Source organism: Porphyrobacter sp. YT40, assembly GCF_006542605.1.
GTDB lineage: Bacteria > Pseudomonadota > Alphaproteobacteria > Sphingomonadales > Sphingomonadaceae > Erythrobacter.
Map to the genome: position 1 here is coordinate 2,798,733 of NZ_CP041222.1, position 15,964 is coordinate 2,814,696.

The 15,964-nt window shown below is 67.1% G+C and carries 19 protein-coding genes and 1 tRNA gene; 6 read left to right on the forward strand and 14 right to left on the reverse strand.

Translation table 11 applies throughout. The features are described from left to right. Positions 1–14 precede the first annotated feature (14 nt). Positions 15–407, forward strand: a complete 393-nt coding sequence (locus tag E2E27_RS13085) for a metallopeptidase family protein (protein ID WP_141459828.1) — start codon at positions 15–17, stop codon at positions 405–407. 84 nt (positions 408–491) lie between these two features. Here the strand turns inward: E2E27_RS13085 and E2E27_RS13090 are convergent. Together E2E27_RS13090 and E2E27_RS13095 are read right to left on the reverse strand one after the other, a co-directional pair. Then, positions 492–568, reverse strand: a tRNA-Arg gene (locus tag E2E27_RS13090). Continuing rightward, positions 546–1,040, reverse strand: coding sequence for a (deoxy)nucleoside triphosphate pyrophosphohydrolase (locus E2E27_RS13095; RefSeq protein ID WP_141459829.1), 495 nt, complete (start codon positions 1,038–1,040; stop codon positions 546–548). Before E2E27_RS13095 ends, E2E27_RS13090 begins: the two co-directional genes overlap by 23 nt. A gap of 108 nt (positions 1,041–1,148) precedes the next feature. Here E2E27_RS13095 and E2E27_RS13100 point away from each other — a divergent pair, with 108 nt between their 5' ends. Together E2E27_RS13100 and E2E27_RS13105 are read left to right on the forward strand one after the other, a co-directional pair. Next, a complete protein-coding gene (locus E2E27_RS13100; RefSeq protein ID WP_141459831.1) occupies positions 1,149–1,328 on the forward strand; it encodes a Flp family type IVb pilin in 180 nt (59 codons plus the stop codon). Between the two features lie 101 nt (positions 1,329–1,429). Further along, complete coding sequence (locus tag E2E27_RS13105) at positions 1,430–1,609, forward strand: Flp family type IVb pilin (protein WP_141459833.1); 180 nt, start codon at positions 1,430–1,432, stop codon at positions 1,607–1,609. A gap of 206 nt (positions 1,610–1,815) precedes the next feature. Here E2E27_RS13105 and E2E27_RS13110 read toward each other — a convergent pair whose 3' ends face one another. From E2E27_RS13110 to E2E27_RS13130, 5 genes are all read right to left on the reverse strand, one after another. Beyond that, positions 1,816–3,291 (reverse strand): M48 family metalloprotease, encoded by a 1,476-nt coding sequence (locus E2E27_RS13110; RefSeq protein ID WP_141459835.1) that lies wholly within the window; start codon positions 3,289–3,291, stop codon positions 1,816–1,818. 75 nt (positions 3,292–3,366) lie between these two features. Beyond that, positions 3,367–4,311: an acetyl-CoA carboxylase carboxyltransferase subunit alpha gene (locus E2E27_RS13115; RefSeq protein WP_141459837.1), complete on the reverse strand. Its 945-nt coding sequence runs from the start codon at positions 4,309–4,311 to the stop codon at positions 3,367–3,369. A gap of 9 nt (positions 4,312–4,320) precedes the next feature. After that, positions 4,321–5,208, reverse strand: a complete 888-nt coding sequence (locus E2E27_RS13120; RefSeq protein WP_141459838.1) for a tyrosine recombinase — start codon at positions 5,206–5,208, stop codon at positions 4,321–4,323. Continuing rightward, a complete protein-coding gene (locus E2E27_RS13125) occupies positions 5,208–6,875 on the reverse strand; it encodes a hypothetical protein (RefSeq protein WP_234036054.1) in 1,668 nt (555 codons plus the stop codon). The genes E2E27_RS13120 and E2E27_RS13125 overlap by 1 nt, the downstream gene beginning before the upstream one ends. Positions 6,876–7,093: 218 nt before the next feature. Continuing rightward, complete coding sequence (locus E2E27_RS13130; protein WP_141459840.1) at positions 7,094–7,294, reverse strand: hypothetical protein; 201 nt, start codon at positions 7,292–7,294, stop codon at positions 7,094–7,096. Between the two features lie 38 nt (positions 7,295–7,332). On the opposite strand from E2E27_RS13130, the gene E2E27_RS13135 reads away from it, so the two are divergent. The 3 genes from E2E27_RS13135 to E2E27_RS13145 are packed head-to-tail and all read left to right on the forward strand — an operon-like array spanning position 7,333 to position 9,466. After that, positions 7,333–7,902, forward strand: coding sequence for a shikimate kinase (locus tag E2E27_RS13135; protein ID WP_141459842.1), 570 nt, complete (start codon positions 7,333–7,335; stop codon positions 7,900–7,902). Further along, positions 7,893–9,011, forward strand: a complete 1,119-nt coding sequence (gene aroB, locus E2E27_RS13140; protein ID WP_141459843.1) for a 3-dehydroquinate synthase — start codon at positions 7,893–7,895, stop codon at positions 9,009–9,011. Before E2E27_RS13135 ends, aroB begins: the two co-directional genes overlap by 10 nt. Then, positions 9,008–9,466, forward strand: coding sequence for a GNAT family N-acetyltransferase (locus tag E2E27_RS13145; protein WP_141459845.1), 459 nt, complete (start codon positions 9,008–9,010; stop codon positions 9,464–9,466). Before aroB ends, E2E27_RS13145 begins: the two co-directional genes overlap by 4 nt. Positions 9,467–9,473: 7 nt before the next feature. On the opposite strand, the gene E2E27_RS13150 is transcribed toward E2E27_RS13145, so the two are convergent. The 7 genes from E2E27_RS13150 to bioB form a co-directional block, all read right to left on the reverse strand. Further along, on the reverse strand, positions 9,474–9,758 hold the full coding sequence (locus E2E27_RS13150) for a hypothetical protein (protein WP_141459847.1): 285 nt from the start codon (positions 9,756–9,758) through the stop codon (positions 9,474–9,476). A gap of 262 nt (positions 9,759–10,020) precedes the next feature. After that, on the reverse strand, positions 10,021–12,075 hold the full coding sequence (locus E2E27_RS13155) for an acetyl-CoA carboxylase biotin carboxylase subunit (RefSeq protein WP_141459849.1): 2,055 nt from the start codon (positions 12,073–12,075) through the stop codon (positions 10,021–10,023). Positions 12,076–12,144: 69 nt separating this feature from the next. Then, on the reverse strand, positions 12,145–12,810 hold the full coding sequence (locus E2E27_RS13160; RefSeq protein ID WP_141459851.1) for a CPBP family intramembrane glutamic endopeptidase: 666 nt from the start codon (positions 12,808–12,810) through the stop codon (positions 12,145–12,147). Next, entirely contained in the window at positions 12,807–13,598 is a 792-nt protein-coding gene (locus E2E27_RS13165; RefSeq protein WP_141459853.1) for a heme-dependent oxidative N-demethylase family protein, read from the reverse strand. The genes E2E27_RS13160 and E2E27_RS13165 overlap by 4 nt, the downstream gene beginning before the upstream one ends. Next, positions 13,595–14,056: a hypothetical protein gene (locus tag E2E27_RS13170; protein ID WP_141459855.1), complete on the reverse strand. Its 462-nt coding sequence runs from the start codon at positions 14,054–14,056 to the stop codon at positions 13,595–13,597. Before E2E27_RS13170 ends, E2E27_RS13165 begins: the two co-directional genes overlap by 4 nt. Continuing rightward, positions 14,053–14,886, reverse strand: coding sequence for an alpha/beta hydrolase (locus E2E27_RS13175; RefSeq protein ID WP_234036055.1), 834 nt, complete (start codon positions 14,884–14,886; stop codon positions 14,053–14,055). Before E2E27_RS13175 ends, E2E27_RS13170 begins: the two co-directional genes overlap by 4 nt. Beyond that, positions 14,883–15,911: a biotin synthase BioB gene (bioB, locus tag E2E27_RS13180; protein ID WP_141459857.1), complete on the reverse strand. Its 1,029-nt coding sequence runs from the start codon at positions 15,909–15,911 to the stop codon at positions 14,883–14,885. Before bioB ends, E2E27_RS13175 begins: the two co-directional genes overlap by 4 nt. Between the last annotated feature and the right edge of the window lie 53 nt (positions 15,912–15,964).

Below are 15,964 nucleotides of genomic sequence, written 5' to 3' on the forward strand. Positions count from 1 at the left end.
AAGGACGCGAAAACATGACGCACGAGCCCTCAGCCGCCGAATTCGAAGCCGCCGCGCGCGCGGTGCTGGCGCGGCTGCCCGAGGTGTTCCGGCGCGAACTGGCGGGCGTGGTGCTGCGCGTCGAGGAATTCGCGACCGACGAACAGCTCGATTCGCTCGGGATCGCAGACCCGTGGGAACTGACTGGCCTTTATGAAGGCGTCGCCCTCACGGAACGGTCGCAATGGGACAGCGACGGGCTGCCGCCGGTCATCACCCTGTTCCGTCAGCCGCTGCTGGCCGAGATGGAGGAAACCGGCGTCACCTTCGCCGCGCTGGTTCGCCATGTCGTGATTCACGAGGCGGGCCATCATTTCGGTCTGTCGGACGACGACATGCACGCGCTCGAGGACAGCGTCGGGGATTGAGGAGCCGCGAATCGGGGGCATTCGATTCGCATTGCGGGCCCGAAACCGAAACAGCCCGCCTCTCTTGCGAGAAGCGGGCTGTTTTGGCGCACCCGGAACGATTCGAACGTCCGACCCTCAGATTCGTAGTCTGATGCTCTATCCAGCTGAGCTACGGGTGCGCACCGGAGCGGGCCCTTTAGGGGGGTCATTCGGCCTTGGCAAGGGGGCTTGGGCGGAATTCGGGATATTTGCAAAGAGCCTTGCGGCCAGCGCCACGTCGAGCGGGGGCTTGTCGAGCGCAAGCGACTCGGCAGGCGTGAACCATCCGATCGCCCCGCCCTCCAGCGCCTGAGGCTCGCCGTCCCAGCCGGTGATGGTGTAAAGCAGGATGACAAGCCCGCGCTGGCCTTCGGCGGCGGCGCTTGTCGCGAATCCGGCGGGTGTGCAGGCCTGCGGATCGCACAGGATCCCGAGCTCCTCGGTCAGCTCGCGGATGAGCGATTGCAGAGGCATTTCATTGCCTTCCACCTTGCCGCCGGGGAATTCCCACAGCCCGGCATGGTGTTTGCCGACGGGGCGCCTGTGCATCAGCCAGCGCCCGTCCGCCCGCACCAGCGCCCCGGCGACCACGGCAATCCAGCCCCCGGTCATGTCGGTTTTCTTTCCATGTGGTGGCTCTCTTTCAACCATTTCTTAACGGTTCGTGCCCGATTGAGGGAGCGTCAAGACGACGGCACACCAGCGAACGGGGGGGTCACGATGGTCAATATCCTGAAGCGGCTCCGGCATGACACTGCGGGGGCAACCGCTGTGGAATATGGCTTGATCGTCAGCTTGATTGTCATCGCGATCCTCGGCGCTCTGATGGGCGTGGCGGATACCAACACCCGCGTGTGGGACGAAGTGGAAACACGTAGTGTCGATGCAATGACAAACTAACCGCAGTTAGGGTTTTCGAAAGAAATAGGCCCTAATCGAACAATTGTCCGAACCACCCAAAGGACGGGCAGGATTACCGAAGACCAACCAGGAGACCGACCATGAAGTTTTTCAGCAAGCTGATCCGCGACGAACAGGGCGCCACCGCCATCGAATACGGCCTGATCGCCGCTCTGATCGCCGTCGCCGCGATCACCGCCATGACCACCCTCGGTGAAACCCTCGAAGAAACCTTCACCGAAGTCGACACCGAAATGCAGGCTGGCATCGACGCCAACTAAGCGTCGGCCGCAAGGCAATTCGAAAACGGCGGGGAGCAATCCCCGCCGTTTTTTGTTGTCTGAAGTATTTGTTATTAAGCCACCTTCGGTGGCGCAGACCTCCCGCCCCGCCTCCCCGCCCGGCCACCAATGATACCATCAGGCTATGGTGGCCGGGCGGAGAGGCGGGGCGGGCGGTCTGTATCGCGCGTCGGCGCGATCGATCATTAGCGCGCGCGCACCACCAGCTTGACCTTCTGGCCGGGCGTCAGAGCATCATTGCTGCTGAGCGCATTGAGCACCCGGAAGCGTTCTTCCTGCGCGGAAGGATAGGCCATCCGCCGCGCCAGAGTTGCCACGGTGTCCCCGCGCGCCACGGTGACCACCTGCAGCTTCTTCGGCACCACCGCGCCCGCCTCGGCGGAGCTGATTCGCCGCATCGACTGGAACATCGAATTGAAGGTTCCGGCCTTGCCCGCAGGCGTAATGGCGCTGAAGTGGAACGCCTGATTGCGCCCGAATTCATAGGCAAAGACCACCACATCGACCTGCGAATTGCCGTTGTTGACCCGCGCCGTGCCGTAAACCGCCGGCAGGCCGTTCACGGTCGTGCGCTGGATCTCAGCCGGGGCGAGCTGGCTGTTCTGCCCGCCGAGCGCGGCAAACTGCTGGCGCACATAGGTTTCCAGATTGCCGGCATAGGTCGCGGTGGTCATCTGCGCCTGACCGCCCTGCCCCTGGATGCTCACCGCGCGTGTCCCGTTGACCATGTAGAAGCCCTGCGGCGCGGTGAAGGCGAGCATCAGTTCGGGGTGGATGAAGGTGCTGCCCTCGATAATCCCCTGTGCCGGGTCGTCGCCATAGAGCAACCCGTCGATCCGGGTGAGGAAGGTGTCGCGATTCGTGACACCGCCGGTGCCCGCCGCATTGGCCTTCGACAGCGCGCCCTGCACCCGGCTGGCGGGATCGGGGTGGGTCGAGGCCCATTCGGGGACGCTGGCATTGCGCCCGGCCAGCCGCGCATCGAGCGCATTCTGCGCCGCGAGGCTGGCGAGCACGGTCGCCATCGCACGCCGATCGTAACCGGCCTTGCCGAGATACTGGATGCCCAGATCGTCCGCCTCGAGCTCCTGCTGGCGCGAGAATCGCAAGGTCAGCAGCTGCGAGCCTTGCAGGAACCCGCGCGACAGCGTCTGCCCGATCTGCGAATCGCCCAGCAGGAGGCCTGAGAGAATCGCCAGCCCCCCGCCCACCAGCGTGTTGGTGGTCGCGGCCTTCTGCCGCCGCTGGCTGTGGCGCGCGGCGACGTGGCCGACCTCGTGCCCGAGCACGCCCGCCAGTTCCGCCTCGTTGTTCATCAGCGTCACCAGCTGGCGGGTGGTGTAGATATAGCCGCCCGGCACCGCGAAGGCATTGTGCACAGGCGAGTTCAGAAGGCTGACGGTAAAGCTCTCGCGTGCGTTGCCGAGGCCCGATTGCACCGCGATGTTCTTGCCCACCTGCTCGACATACTGGGCCTGACTGCCCGTCATCGCGCCGCCGAATTCGGCAAGGAATTGCGGGTGATACTGCGCGCCCATCTCGGCTTCGGACTGGGTAATCGGGGCCGACGCCGAGGGGATCGATTCGCCGGTGCCCATGCATCCGGCCAGCGTCAGTGAGGCCGCGCCAAAGGCGAGCATCTTGCGAACATTTCGTGCCATCGGTTTTCTCCCGCAATTGTCGGTCTAGCGCGCACGCCAAAGGGCGAAAGCCGCTCCAGCCTGCTTGGAGCGCCGTTAACCGCCGATGGCGAGAAAACGTTCCTCACGCGCAGAAATCAATTCTGCCGGAGACTTTGCGGCGAGTTGTTCGACTTCTTCGCTGAGCGCCTGCCCGAGCATCCGCGCCGCCGCCGCCGGATCGCGATGCGCGCCGCCGACCGGCTCCTTCACGATCCGGTCGATCACCTTGATACGCTTCAAATCCTGCGCGGTGACCTTCATCGCCTGCGCGGCCTCGGGCGCCTTTTCGCTGGTGCGCCACAGGATCGAGGCGCAGCCCTCGGGCGAAATCACCGAATAGACCGCGTGCTCCATCATCAGCACGCGGTTGGCGCTGGCGAGTGCGACCGCGCCGCCCGATCCGCCCTCGCCCACGATCGCGGCGACCATCGGCACGCCGATCGCGAGGCAGGCTTCGGTCGAACGGGCGATGGCTTCGGCCTGGCCGCGCTCTTCCGCCTCGATCCCCGGAAAGGCCCCCGAAGTATCGACCAGCGTCACCACCGGCAGGCCGAATCGCCCGGCAAGCTCCATCAGGCGGATCGCCTTGCGGTAGCCTTCGGGTTTGCCCATGCCGAAATTGTGGGCGATCCGGCTCTTGGTGTCGTTGCCCTTTTCGTGACCGATCAGCATCACGCGGCGGCCGTCGAGCCGTGCAAAACCGCCCATGATCGCGAGATCATCGCCATAGAGGCGGTCGCCGCCCAGCGGCATGAAGTCGCTGAAAGCATGGGCGACATAGTCGCGGAAATGCGGGCGCTGCGGGTGCCGGGCGACCTGCGTCTTCTGCCAGGGGGTGAGCGAGGCATAGGTGCTCGCCAGCAGCTCGGCGCTCTTGGTCTCGAGCCGCCCGATCTCGCTGGCGACATCGACGTCATGCAGCGCGTTGACACTGCGCAGCTGGGTGATGCGCTCTTCCAGCGCGGCGACCGGCTTCTCGAAATCGAGGTAGGAAATCATTGCGCGGGGCTAGTCGGATGTTGCCCGCGTTGCAAGCGGGTGGCGGGAATTGACCAGTGCCACCAGTCGCGCGGCATCGACATGGGTGTAGATCTGCGTGGTGGAAATGTCGGCATGGCCGAGCAGGGTCTGGAGCACGCGCAGGTCCGCGCCGCCTTCCAGCAGGTGGGTGGCAAAGGCGTGGCGCAGCACGTGGGGGCTGATGCTGGCGGGGTCGAGCCCGGCGCGGCCCGCAATCCCCTTGATCAGCTGGAACAATCTCACGCGGCTGAGGTGCTGGCCCTTGCCCGAGGGGAACAGCCAGCGTGAAGTCTCGCCTTGCGGGCGCAGCGCCAGCCAGCGGGCCAGCGCCTCCAGCGCGCGCGCGCCGACCGGCACCAGCCGGGTCGTGCCGCCCTTGCCCGTGACCGTCAGGAAGGGCGCATCGCGCGGCACGGCGCTGAGCGGCAGGCCGACCAACTCGCTCGCGCGCAGGCCCGATCCGTAGAGCAGTTCGATCAGCGCCAGCAGCCGCACGGCCTTGGGATCGTCATCCGCAGCCTCGGCCTCCGCGCGGGCGAAAAGCGCGGCAATCTGCTCGTGCCCCAGCACCTTGGGAAGCGGCCGGCGCGCGCGGGGGGCGGGCAGCGCGCCGGAGGGATCGTCACTGCGCCAGCCTTCGTCGATCGCAAAGCCGAAAAATTGCCGGAGCGCCGAGGCCTTGCGCGCGACGCTGGCCGGGGCGAGGCTGGCCCATTCGCCGGAAAGGCTGGCCACCGCATCGCGCGATGCCTCGACCAGATCGCCGATGGCTTCCTCCGCCTGCGCAAGATCGCGCCGGTAGGCCGCCAGCGTGTTCGCCGCCGCGCCGCGCTCGGTCGCCAGCATGGCGAGGAACGCGTCGGTGCTCGTGGACATTACCCGCGCGCGACCGCCTCGGCGGCGATCATCCGGGCCTCTGCCGAAAGCCCCACGCGGTTGAGCGCCGCAACGATGTGGTAGAGGTGCAGCGGGGTCATCTGCGACCAGCTCGCGCCCTGCATCCCGAGCCCGGCGAGCAGGCTCACCAGCACCGGATTGCCCACCTCTGCGGCGCGCGCGATGGCGCGGGTCCAGCGGGTCTGGCGCGCGAGGTCAAAATCGAGATCGCCCGCCAACGCGGTCGCATCGCCCTGATCGAGCCGCCCCAACCCGGCAAGGCCCGCGACCAGAAAGGCCGACTTGCGGCTGCCCGCGCTGTCGTCATCGCCGATGAAGCTTTCGACCGCGCCCTGCCCCACCGGCCCGCCGCCGGGCGACGCAAGTGCGAGCAGCGCCCAGCCGAGTGAGCCTTCGGGCGTGACATTGGCCCAGCGCGCCGCATTGGCATCGAGCCCGGCGGTGAGCATCGCCGCAATCAACGCTCCGGCGGCGTCGGCATGATCCTCGGTCGCGGGGATGCGCGCAGCGGCATAGGCGGTCATCACCCGCGCGCCGTAGCCATCACCGCCGCCGAGCTTCGCCCCGTCGTCCCACAACCGCTGCATCGCGGCGATGCGTGCGGAAGGCTCGGCGGCGAGATAGGCTTCGCGCAAAGTTGTGGCGTGGGTCTGCGGATCGCCGCTGGCGGCGGGATCGGCATAGACCTCGGAAAAGAGATCGACCATCGCATCGGCCGACATGATCCCTTCGCGCGCCGCGCGTCCGGCGTGGACGGCGCGCTGGGTCGCGGGCAGCATCGGCAGCAGCGCCGCCGAGCGCGCGTAATAGCCCCCGTCCTTGGCTGCGAGCGCACCATCGAGCAGCGGCGCAGGCACCTGCTCGCCCAGTGCCGTGGCAAGACCGAAGCGCCAGGGGTTGAGGTCTTCCACCCCCTTCCACTCGATCTCCACCGCACGCTGGCCGCGCCCCGCCGCCCCGGCAAAACGCCGCGCGAGCAGCACGTCGATGCGCGGCGCAACCCCGCGCCCCAGCGCCCGGTCGAGCTGCGAGGCCGCCAGCGCCGCCTCACCCGCATAGGCGTTGCAGATCGCCTGCCACATCTGCCACTCGCCATCGTCGCGCGCGGAGCCTTGCAAGCGCACTACCGGGCACGCCCCGGTGATGTCGCCGCTGCCGAGATAGGCGGTGAGCGCCTCCTGCGTGAGCGCGGGCGACCACTTCGCGCTGTCGATATCCTGCGCCACAGCGCGGGCGAGCGTGAACTCTCCCATCGCATTGAGCACGCCCAGCCGCAACGCAGCGAACTCGATCGGGTCCATGCCGAGCGGCGCGGCGAGACGGCTCGCCAGCGTGCGGCGCAACAGGATATGGCCCCAGCGCGACACCATCGGCCCGCGCGTCCCCGCCAGCACCGCGCGCACCAGTGCGTCCGACTGGTTGAGCAGCGCCACCGGCGGCAGCCCGCCCTCGTCTGCCGCCAGCACGCCGACACGGGTCAGCGCGCGCTGGGCGCCGGGCGGAATATCGGACTTCGGCTTGAGGCCGAGCAGCTGGTCGAGCTCGTCGGTCGACATGCTCTCCAGCTCTTCGATGCTGGGCAGCCGGGCAAGATCATCGCGGCTGATGCTCGGCAAGGGCGGGAGCGTGGCGGGATCGACGGGCACGGCTGGCCCACCGGGCAAAGGCGCAGCGCCGGGCTGCACTGCGGGAGTGGTTTGCGGTGCGGGTGACGGCGATGGGCTTGGGGCGGGATCGTCGAACCCCGGAGGCAGGATCGATTCGGGCTTCCCCTGCGCTCCGGCAAGGCCCGCCAGTCCCGCGCCGCCCAAGGCGCCAGCAACGCCCAGCGCCAGCGCGCTTGCCCGCCAACGGCGCGGCGCAATCACGGCTGAACCTCGGGCAGAGCGACATCCTGCGCGATCGGATGCAGCGGCTCTTCCCCGCCATCGAACCACGCCAGAGCCAGCAGCGCGATCACCGCAAGCAGCGCCAGCAGCAGCCAGCGGCGCGTTGGCGCGGCAGCAGGCCGACGGGGCTCGCCAAGACCGGTCGGGGAGAGTGAAGTGCGGCGCAGGTTTCGCATATTGCGCGTGCCCTAGCCCATCTATAGGCCCTGCGGCAATGTCCGCTGCATCCCCCTCCCACGATCATGCCGTCCCGGAAGGCTTGCCTGCGCGCATCACCCGCCCGGTGGTGCTGGTGGGCCTGATGGGCGTAGGCAAGTCGACCGTCGGACGCAGGCTCGCCGCGATGCTCGCGCGCGACTTCGTCGATGCCGACGAGGCGATCGTGGAAGCCGCCCAGCGCAGCATTCCCGAAATCTTCGAAACCTTCGGCGAGGCCTATTTCCGCGATGGCGAACGGCGCGTGATTGCGCGCCTGATCGAGGAAGGCCACGGCGTGATCGCGACCGGCGGCGGGGCCTTTGTCGATCCCTCCACCCGCGCGCTGGTGCTGGACAAGGGTATCGCTGTGTGGATCGACTGCGACGTCGATACGCTGGTGGAGCGCACCGCGCGACGCGGCAACCGCCCGCTGCTCAAGACCGGCGACCCGCGCGAAATCCTGACCCGGCTGGCGCGCGAGCGGGCGCCGTTCTATGGGCAGGCGCATATCCGCGTCGTCAGCGAGAACGGCCCGCACGCCGACACCGCCCGCGCGATCATCGAGGCGATTGATAAATGGCTGTAATTCCCGTCGCGCTGGCCGGGCGCGAATATGAGGTGGTGATCGAGGAAGGGCTGCTCGCGCGCCTGCCCGAAGCCGCCGCCGCGTTTTTCGGAGCCTATGGCCCCGATCGCCCGGTGCCCTTCGTCGCCGATTCCAACACTCACCGGCTTTACGCTGAGGCGATCACGCAAGACCTGATGACGGCAGGGTTCTCGGTCGAATGGTTCGTCGTCGAGCCGGGCGAGCAATCCAAAAGCTGGGGCGCGCTCGAAGCGCTGACCGACTGGTTGCTGGCGCTCGGGATCACCCGCAAGGATCATGTCTTCGCGCTGGGCGGCGGCGTGGTGGGCGATCTGGTCGGCTTTGCCTGTGCCATCACCAAGCGCGGCTGCGGCTTTGTGCAACTGCCCACGACCTTGCTGGCGCAGGTCGACTCCTCCGTCGGCGGCAAGACCGCGATCAATACGGCGGCGGGCAAGAACCTGATCGGAGCCTTCCATCAGCCCTCGCTGGTCCTGGTGGATACAGCGACCCTCGACACCCTGCCGGATCGCGAAATGCGCGCCGGTTATGCCGAGGTGCTGAAATATGGCCTGCTCGGCGATGCGGCGTTTTTCGCTTGGCTTGAGGCCAACGGTGCGTCCGTTTTGGCGCGCGAGCCGGAGGCGCTCGAACACGCCATCGCCGCCAGCATCGCGATGAAGGCGCGGATTGTCGCCGCCGACGAGCGCGAGACCGAGGATTTGCGCGCGCTGCTCAACCTTGGCCACACTTTCGGCCACGCGCTGGAGGCCGAGACCGGCTTTTCCGACCGTCTGCTCCATGGCGAGGCCGTTGCCTTGGGCATCGTGCTGGCGGCAAGATATTCGGCGCGCCGGGGCGAGATTTCCGCCGCCGATGCCGCGCGCGCGCAAGCGGCGATCGCGGCGGCAGGCCTGCCCGCACGGCTCGCCGATCTCGGCCTTGCCTGCGACGGCGCGGCGCTGGTCGATCACATGCGCCATGACAAGAAAGCCGAAGCGCGCACCCTGCCCTTCCTGCTGCTGCGCGCGCTGGGCGAGGCCTATGTCGCCCGCGATGTCGATCTGGCGGACATCGCCGCCTTCCTCGATGCGGAGCTGGCCGGGTGAGGATCGCCCGCGCCGACCTCGACGATCCCGAGGTGCAGGCGATGATCGCCTATCACCAGCGCGCGATGGTGGAAGGCTCCCCGCCGGGCCTGAGCTTTGCGCTCGATCTGAGCGGGTTGCGGACCGACGATGTCACCGTGTGGGAGGCGCGGGTGGATGGCCGGGTCGCGGCCATCGGCGCGCTCAAGCGGCTGGATGGGCAGCGCGGTGAGGTCAAGTCGATGCGCACCCACCCCGATTTCCTGCGCCGGGGTCTGGCCGCCGCGCTGCTGGAGACGATCATCGACCATGCGCGCGACGAGGGTCTGACGGTGCTCAGCCTCGAGACCGGATCAGGCCCCGCCTTCGAACCCGCGCTGGCGCTCTACCGGCGGCGGGGCTTCGTGAACGGGCCTGCCTTTGCCGATTACGTGCTCACCGATTTCAACCAGTGCCTGCATTTGGCGCTGGACTGACCCGCGATCAATGCGCCGGGCGAGCCGGCAGGTGGGCGACATTGTCCGCCGGCTCGGCACCGGCGCGCGCCGCCTTCATCACCGCTTCTTCCTCCAGCATCCGGTCATGCTCGGCAAACAGACGCTCGATCTCGCTGCGGCGTTCGAGCAGCATGTAGGCGATGCCCGGCGCAAGGCTCTCGCCCTCGCCGATCTGGCCCAGCAGCGCCGCCAGATCGCTCACCGTCGCATCGCGCGCGGTCTTGAAGAAATGCCCCTTCCGGTCGAAAAACCCGGTTCCGGTATGTGCCATGATCAAATCCTCCCACGCAGATTCAATCTGCCGCCACGGGGAATACCGCGACTCAGCCAAGACAAATTGTCTCACGGATTTAATTGTAGGACAGGGGCGCCGTGGAATTTGTGTCGGAAATCACCGGAATGGCGCAAAATTGCAACAAATTCCGCAAGGCCATTGCAGGCCCGCGCAATAATCATTCAGGTTGACGGAAGAACGGGCCGCGCGGCGAATGCGGTCAAGCATGACCGCTCCGGAATGGCGCGCCCCGCTCAGGTTATTCCAGTTCGAGAATCACCGCATCCACCGCCAGGCTCTCGCCTTCGGCGGCGTTGATCTTCGCGATCACGCCTTCCTTTTCGGCGCGCAGGATGTTCTCCATCTTCATCGCTTCGACCGTGGCGAGCGGCTGGCCGGGCTGCACGGTCTCGCCCTCGGCGACGTGGAGCTTCACCAGCATCCCCGGCATCGGGCAGATCAGCAGTTTGGAGAGATCGGGCGGCACCTTCTCGAGCATCAGCGATTCGTGCCGTGCCAAGCGCTGCGGGATCACCAGCGCGGTGTGCGCTGCGCCGCGGGTGGTCACCTTCCACTGGTTGCCGACACGCTCGACGATAAGGCCCAGACGGTGCTCCGCGCCGCCCTCAACCGCGCCGGTCGCCTCGGCCTGCACCATCCCCGGCAGCCAGTTGCAGGTGCCCTCGACCCGCATACGGTCGACGATGGCGTGGCCCTCACCCAGCGTGACTTCGAACCGTTCGTCGCCCAGTTTCACCAGCCACGCGCTGGTGACCGGCAGCGGCCCGTCGAGCTGGCCGCTGATCCGCCGCGCGCGCGATTGCAGCGTGAATTCGTTGCCCGCGCAGACGGCGGCAAGGATGCGCTTCATGTCATCGCTGGTCGCCGCGCCGTGAAAGCCATCGGGATATTCCTCGGCGATGAAGCCCGTGGTCAGCTCGCCCGAACGGAAGCGCGGGTGCTGCATGATCGCGCTGAGGAAATCGACATTGTGGCCGAGGCCCTTGATGCGGAAATTGTCGAGCGCCTCGATCTGCAAATCCGCCGCCTCGTCGCGCGTCGGCGCCCAGGTGATGAGCTTGGCGATCATCGGGTCGTAGAAGCGCGACACCTCGCCGCCTTCATAGACGCCGTCATCGACCCGCACCGATCCCGTGCCCCGCGCGACCCCGCGCCGGGGCTTGCCCGCTACGGTCTCGTCCTCGCTCCAGCCGGGGAGCGGGGGCTGGTAATGTACCAGCCGCCCGGTCGAGGGCAAAAAGCCGCGATAGGGATCTTCGGCATAAACGCGGTTTTCGATCGCCCAGCCGTCGATCCCGATGTCGTCCTGCGTCAGGCTGAGCTTCTCGCCCGCCGCCACGCGGATCATCTGCTCGACGAGGTCGATGCCGGTGATTGCCTCGGTGACGGGGTGTTCGACCTGCAGGCGGGTGTTCATTTCGAGGAAGTAGAAGCTCTCCCCCGTCGGGTCCGCGCCGCTGACGATCAGCTCGACCGTCCCCGCCGAATAATACCCCACCGCCCGCGCCAGAGCGACGCATTGCTCGCCCATCGCCTTGCGCATTTTCGGCGTGACGAAAGGCGAAGGCGCTTCTTCGACCACCTTCTGGTGGCGGCGCTGGATCGAGCATTCGCGCTCGTTGAGGTAGAGGATGTTGCCGTGCTGGTCGCCGAGGATCTGGATCTCGATGTGGCGCGGATTGAGGATGAACTTCTCGATGAAGACGCGATCATCGCCGAAGCTGTTCAGCCCCTCGCGCTTCACGCTTTCAAAGCCCTCGCGCACGTCGGCCTCGGAATAGGCAAGGCGCATCCCCTTGCCCCCGCCGCCGGCGCTGGCCTTCATCATCACCGGATAGCCGATCTCGTTGGAGATCCGCACCGCGTGTTCGGTATCCTCGATCTCGCCGACGAAGCCGGGGACGACGTTGACGCCCGCTTCCTTGGCGAGCTTCTTGGATTCGATCTTGTCGCCCATCGCGGCAATCGCGCCCACGGGAGGCCCGATGAAGGCGATGCCTTCCTTCGCCAGCGCCTCGGCAAAGGAGGTGCGCTCCGAGAGGAAACCGTAGCCCGGGTGCACCGCTTCCGCCCCGGTCTGCTTGCAGGCGGCGATGATCTTGTCGGCGATCAGATAGCTTTCGGCCGCGGGCGAAGGCCCGATATGCACCGCCTCGTCCGCCATGGCGACGAAGGGCGCGCGCGCATCGGCATCGGAATATACCGCGACGGTCTTGATCCCCATCTTGCGCGCGGTGGTGATGACCCGGCAGGCGATCTCGCCACGGTTGGCAATCAGGATTTTCGCAAACAAGGCTTGGGCCTCTCTCCAGGGGGCGTCATGTGCACGGGGGCTATGCCGAGGGTTCGCACCGACTGCAAGCTAGCGGATTTGCGACGGAGCGGGCGGCCCTCGCCGCGCCATCGCCTTTCCGGCAAGGAACATCGGCGCGTCGATGATCACATGGGCAAGGATCGCGGCCCACACGCCGCCAAGCACGAAGGCTGCCGTCATTAGCGCGCCTGCCACGGCGACGAAGATCAGGTGCACCGCCCCCCACGATGACCGGTGCAACACCACGAACACCGCGAGCGAAATTGCGACGGCAATAGCCAGTGGCACGCCTGCGGCCACCAGCGCGCCGATTGCGACTGCGCGGAAGATCACTTCCTCAGCAACGCCAGCGGTCGTCAGCAGGACCAGTCGCCACGGCAGCGGAGCGGAAGCGAGCGTGGTGATGGCCTCGGCATTATGCGCCGCCCCTCCAAGCCTGCGGGCAACAAGAATGTAAAGTGGCACCGACAGAATGCCGAGCACGCCGAACAGCAGCCCAAGTCCCGCCTCGCGCCAGCCGAAGCGGTAAAGGCCGATCCCGGCCATATCGAAACCGGGTTGCCGGAAGGCCAGAACCGCGCCGACCAGTGCCACCAGCCACAGCGCGGCCGCGCTGCGCAGACGGACCGACATGGCGTCCCGTCCGAACAACCCCTTCCCACGCAGAAACACCACGAGCGCCGCGCCGATAAGGGCGACCAGGGCAGCGATCATGCAGCAATCCTTTCAGCGAAAGTGATCAGGCTGTCGGCATAGGCCGGTGCCCCGCGGCGGTCACCCTCGCCGCTGACGAGGGTTTGCACCGCCTTGCCCAGCATGGCGATGTTGGAGGGGGAGAGGCTGCCGAGGGGTTCGACATAAATCCCGATAGTGAACAGGATCGCGCCCGTCTTCGGCAGGCGGCGAAGCGTCTGGCGTTCGGAGCGGACGAACAGGGTCTCGCCTGCGTTGTCGGGCGTGACATGGGCGAAGGCTTCCTGCGGGGGCCGGCCTGGGAGCCAGCGGCGCTCGCCAGTGGCGGCGATAAACCAGTTGCAGCGGGCGTAGATCGGGCCGGGGCGCAGGGTTGCCATGAAGCGGTCGACCCCGGTGGCGAGTTGTTCCTCGTAGCCCGCAATCGGCGCATGGAGCGCGCGCAGGGGCAGGCCGATTTTCTCGGCGGGGTGCCAGTCCGAGGGCCATGCCACCGCCGCGCCGATCAGGCGATAGACCTCCTCGCCCTCGCGCCGTGTAAGCAGGCACAGGTCTTCGTGAACCGCGAGCGCGGCTTCGGGGAGCGCGCCTTGGGTGCCCACCATCGCCGCCAGTTCCCGACCCGGCGCGTCCACTTCGGGCGTCAATTGCACCCCTTGCGGCCAATCGGCAAAGCCCGCCGCCCGCGCCGCCAGATCGGGCTGGGGCTGGAGCCACTCTCGCTCCTCCAGCTTCACCAGCCCCATCCTGAGCTGCCCGCCCCCGCGCGCCTTGGGGAGCAGAGTGTCGACCGAGAAGCCGAGGCTCATGACGCGTCGGCCTGTGCTTCGGCCTCGGCTTCCTCTTGTTCGCGCCGATGGCGTTCGAGTGCTTCGGCCGTGTATTTGCCCTCCCACAAGCGGATCTCGTAGCGCCCCTCGACCGCGCGACGCGCGATCCAGAAGGTGCCGGTCGCATCGATGGTCGGCGCGAAAAAGTAGACGCAGTCGATCATGAATTCGTCGTAGTCGACCCACACATCCCAGCCCGTGCCGCGCGCGGTTTCGATCCGCCCACGGATGATGCCGCGCCCATACCCGTCGATGGACGTTTCGGTGACAGTGAAGCGGCCCTTGACCCGGCGGTTTCCGGGATCATCCTTGAATTGCTCGGCCCTGATCTGAGGTGAGGGCGAAACGCTGCAGGCTGCGGCCGGTAAGGCGGGCAAGGCCGATAGAGCCGGAATTGCCAGCAGGCCCGCGGCGCGGCGCATCACGCGGGCCTTCATCTTGGCCCTCCCCGCCGATCGCAGCGCAAGGTGAAGCCGTACTCATCGAGGTAATCGACACCGGTCGGCAGCAGGTATTGCAGCGCCTCGGGCAGCAGGCCGTGGAGCGCAGTGGCGTGGCGAAGTTCGGTGCGGCGGTCGGAAAAGCAGAAGGGTTGCGCCTCGGGCAGAGCATCCAGCAGCCGCATCATGCCCGTCTCGGTCGCCCCGCCTTCATCCGCGAGGCTGATGTAGAGCGGCGGACGCTTACCCTCGCCCAGCGGCGTGCGGCTGAGCGCCTCGAAGTCCCATTGCAGGCTGGGGCTGATTGCGGCGTAGCCGGTGAACATCTGCGGCTTTTGCGCCCATGTCTCGACCACGAAATGCCCCGCCGCGCTTTCACCGACGAGAACGGCAGTGCCGTCATGCCGGTAGCGCGCCTCGATCAGCGGCTTGACGGTCTCGGCGATCCACACGCGAACGGCCGCGCTTTCGCCTGCGGTCGGCCAGCGCTCGCGCTCGGCGGGATCGCTGGTCGGCGGGAGCAGTTCGCGCTGGCGGTTCTTCGTCTCGATCCCGACGACGATCGCATCCGCGCTGCGCCCCCAGATCGTGTTCCAGCGCTGGAGGCCTGCGCCCATGAACAGATCCTGCGTCACCCCGCCATCGAGCAGATAGACCACCGGCCAGCGCCGGTCCGGCTCATCGGCATACCCGATCGGCAGGACGATATTGACACCGTGCTCTTCGCCCAACGCTTCGAGCGTCACGGTCTCGCCGATGGTGAGGGGCTGGGACTCGGGCGCAGGTTGCGCCGTCGCCAAAGCCGCTGCGGCGAGGAGCCCGATCACTCTGCCGGCACCGCGCTCTTGCAGGCCCGCGCGGGTTCTTCGCCCTGCAATGCGGTGAGGCCGAGCTTGGCGAACAGCGCGCCGTCCTTGTCGTCGCCCGCATTGGGGGCGGTGAGCAGCTTGTCGCCCGTGAAGATCGAATTCGCGCCCGCAAGGAAGCACAGCGCCTGTGTCGCCTCGGACATCGACTCGCGCCCTGCCGAGAGCCGCACCATCGAGCGCGGCATGGTGATGCGCGCGACTGCGACCGTGCGGACGAACTCGATATCGTCGATCTTCGCGAGCGGCGTGTCGGCCAGCATATTGCCCAGCACCGTGCCCTTGACCGGCACCAGCGCGTTGACCGGGACGCTCTCCGGGTGCTGCGGCAGGGTTGCGAGGGTGTGGACGAAGCCCACCCGATCCTCGCGCGTCTCGCCCATGCCGACGATCCCGCCGCTGCACACGTTAATCCCCGCCTTGCGAACGTGATCGAGCGTATCCAAGCGGCACTGGAAATCGCGCGTGGAGATCACGCGCTCGTAATATTCCGGCGAGCTGTCGATATTGTGGTTGTAGTAATCGAGCCCTGCTTCGGCGAGCATCTCGGCCTGATGCGGTTCGAGCATCCCCAGCGTCATGCAGGTCTCGAGGCCCATGGCGGAGACGCCCTTCACGATCTCGACGATCGCGGGCATGTCGCGGTCCTTGGGATTGCGCCATGCTGCGCCCATGCAGAACCGCTGCGAGCCCGCATCCTTCGCCTGCGCCGCGCGCTGGAGCACGGCCTGCACGTCCATCAGCTTGGTCGCCTCAACGCCCGAGTCCGCGTGGACCGACTGCGAACAATAGCCGCAATCCTCAGGACACCCGCCGGTCTTGATGCTGAGCAAGGTGCACAGCTGGACTTCGGTCGCGGGGTGATAGGCGCGGTGGATGCTGGCGGCCTGGAACAGCAGCTCGGTGAAGGGCAGGTCGAAGAGGGCTGCGATTTCTTCGCGGGTCCAGTCGGTGCGAACACCGTCATGCTGAACTTGTTTCAGCATCCATTTATCCTTTCATGCTGCGGCGAATGGGGAGCGGTGGCTCCTGGAACAAG

Coding starts and splice junctions, on each gene's coding strand:
- E2E27_RS13085 (WP_141459828.1), top strand. CDS start 15: ATGACGCACGAGCCCTCAGCCGCCGAATTCGAAGCCGCCGCGCGCGCG.
- E2E27_RS13095 (WP_141459829.1), bottom strand. CDS start 1,040: ATGACCGGGGGCTGGATTGCCGTGGTCGCCGGGGCGCTGGTGCGGGCG.
- E2E27_RS13100 (WP_141459831.1), top strand. CDS start 1,149: ATGGTCAATATCCTGAAGCGGCTCCGGCATGACACTGCGGGGGCAACC.
- E2E27_RS13105 (WP_141459833.1), top strand. CDS start 1,430: ATGAAGTTTTTCAGCAAGCTGATCCGCGACGAACAGGGCGCCACCGCC.
- E2E27_RS13110 (WP_141459835.1), bottom strand. CDS start 3,291: ATGGCACGAAATGTTCGCAAGATGCTCGCCTTTGGCGCGGCCTCACTG.
- E2E27_RS13115 (WP_141459837.1), bottom strand. CDS start 4,311: ATGATTTCCTACCTCGATTTCGAGAAGCCGGTCGCCGCGCTGGAAGAG.
- E2E27_RS13120 (WP_141459838.1), bottom strand. CDS start 5,208: ATGTCCACGAGCACCGACGCGTTCCTCGCCATGCTGGCGACCGAGCGC.
- E2E27_RS13130 (WP_141459840.1), bottom strand. CDS start 7,294: ATGCGAAACCTGCGCCGCACTTCACTCTCCCCGACCGGTCTTGGCGAG.
- E2E27_RS13135 (WP_141459842.1), top strand. CDS start 7,333: ATGTCCGCTGCATCCCCCTCCCACGATCATGCCGTCCCGGAAGGCTTG.
- aroB (WP_141459843.1), top strand. CDS start 7,893: ATGGCTGTAATTCCCGTCGCGCTGGCCGGGCGCGAATATGAGGTGGTG.
- E2E27_RS13150 (WP_141459847.1), bottom strand. CDS start 9,758: ATGGCACATACCGGAACCGGGTTTTTCGACCGGAAGGGGCATTTCTTC.
- E2E27_RS13160 (WP_141459851.1), bottom strand. CDS start 12,810: ATGATCGCTGCCCTGGTCGCCCTTATCGGCGCGGCGCTCGTGGTGTTT.
- E2E27_RS13165 (WP_141459853.1), bottom strand. CDS start 13,598: ATGAGCCTCGGCTTCTCGGTCGACACTCTGCTCCCCAAGGCGCGCGGG.
- E2E27_RS13170 (WP_141459855.1), bottom strand. CDS start 14,056: ATGAAGGCCCGCGTGATGCGCCGCGCCGCGGGCCTGCTGGCAATTCCG.
- bioB (WP_141459857.1), bottom strand. CDS start 15,911: ATGCTGAAACAAGTTCAGCATGACGGTGTTCGCACCGACTGGACCCGC.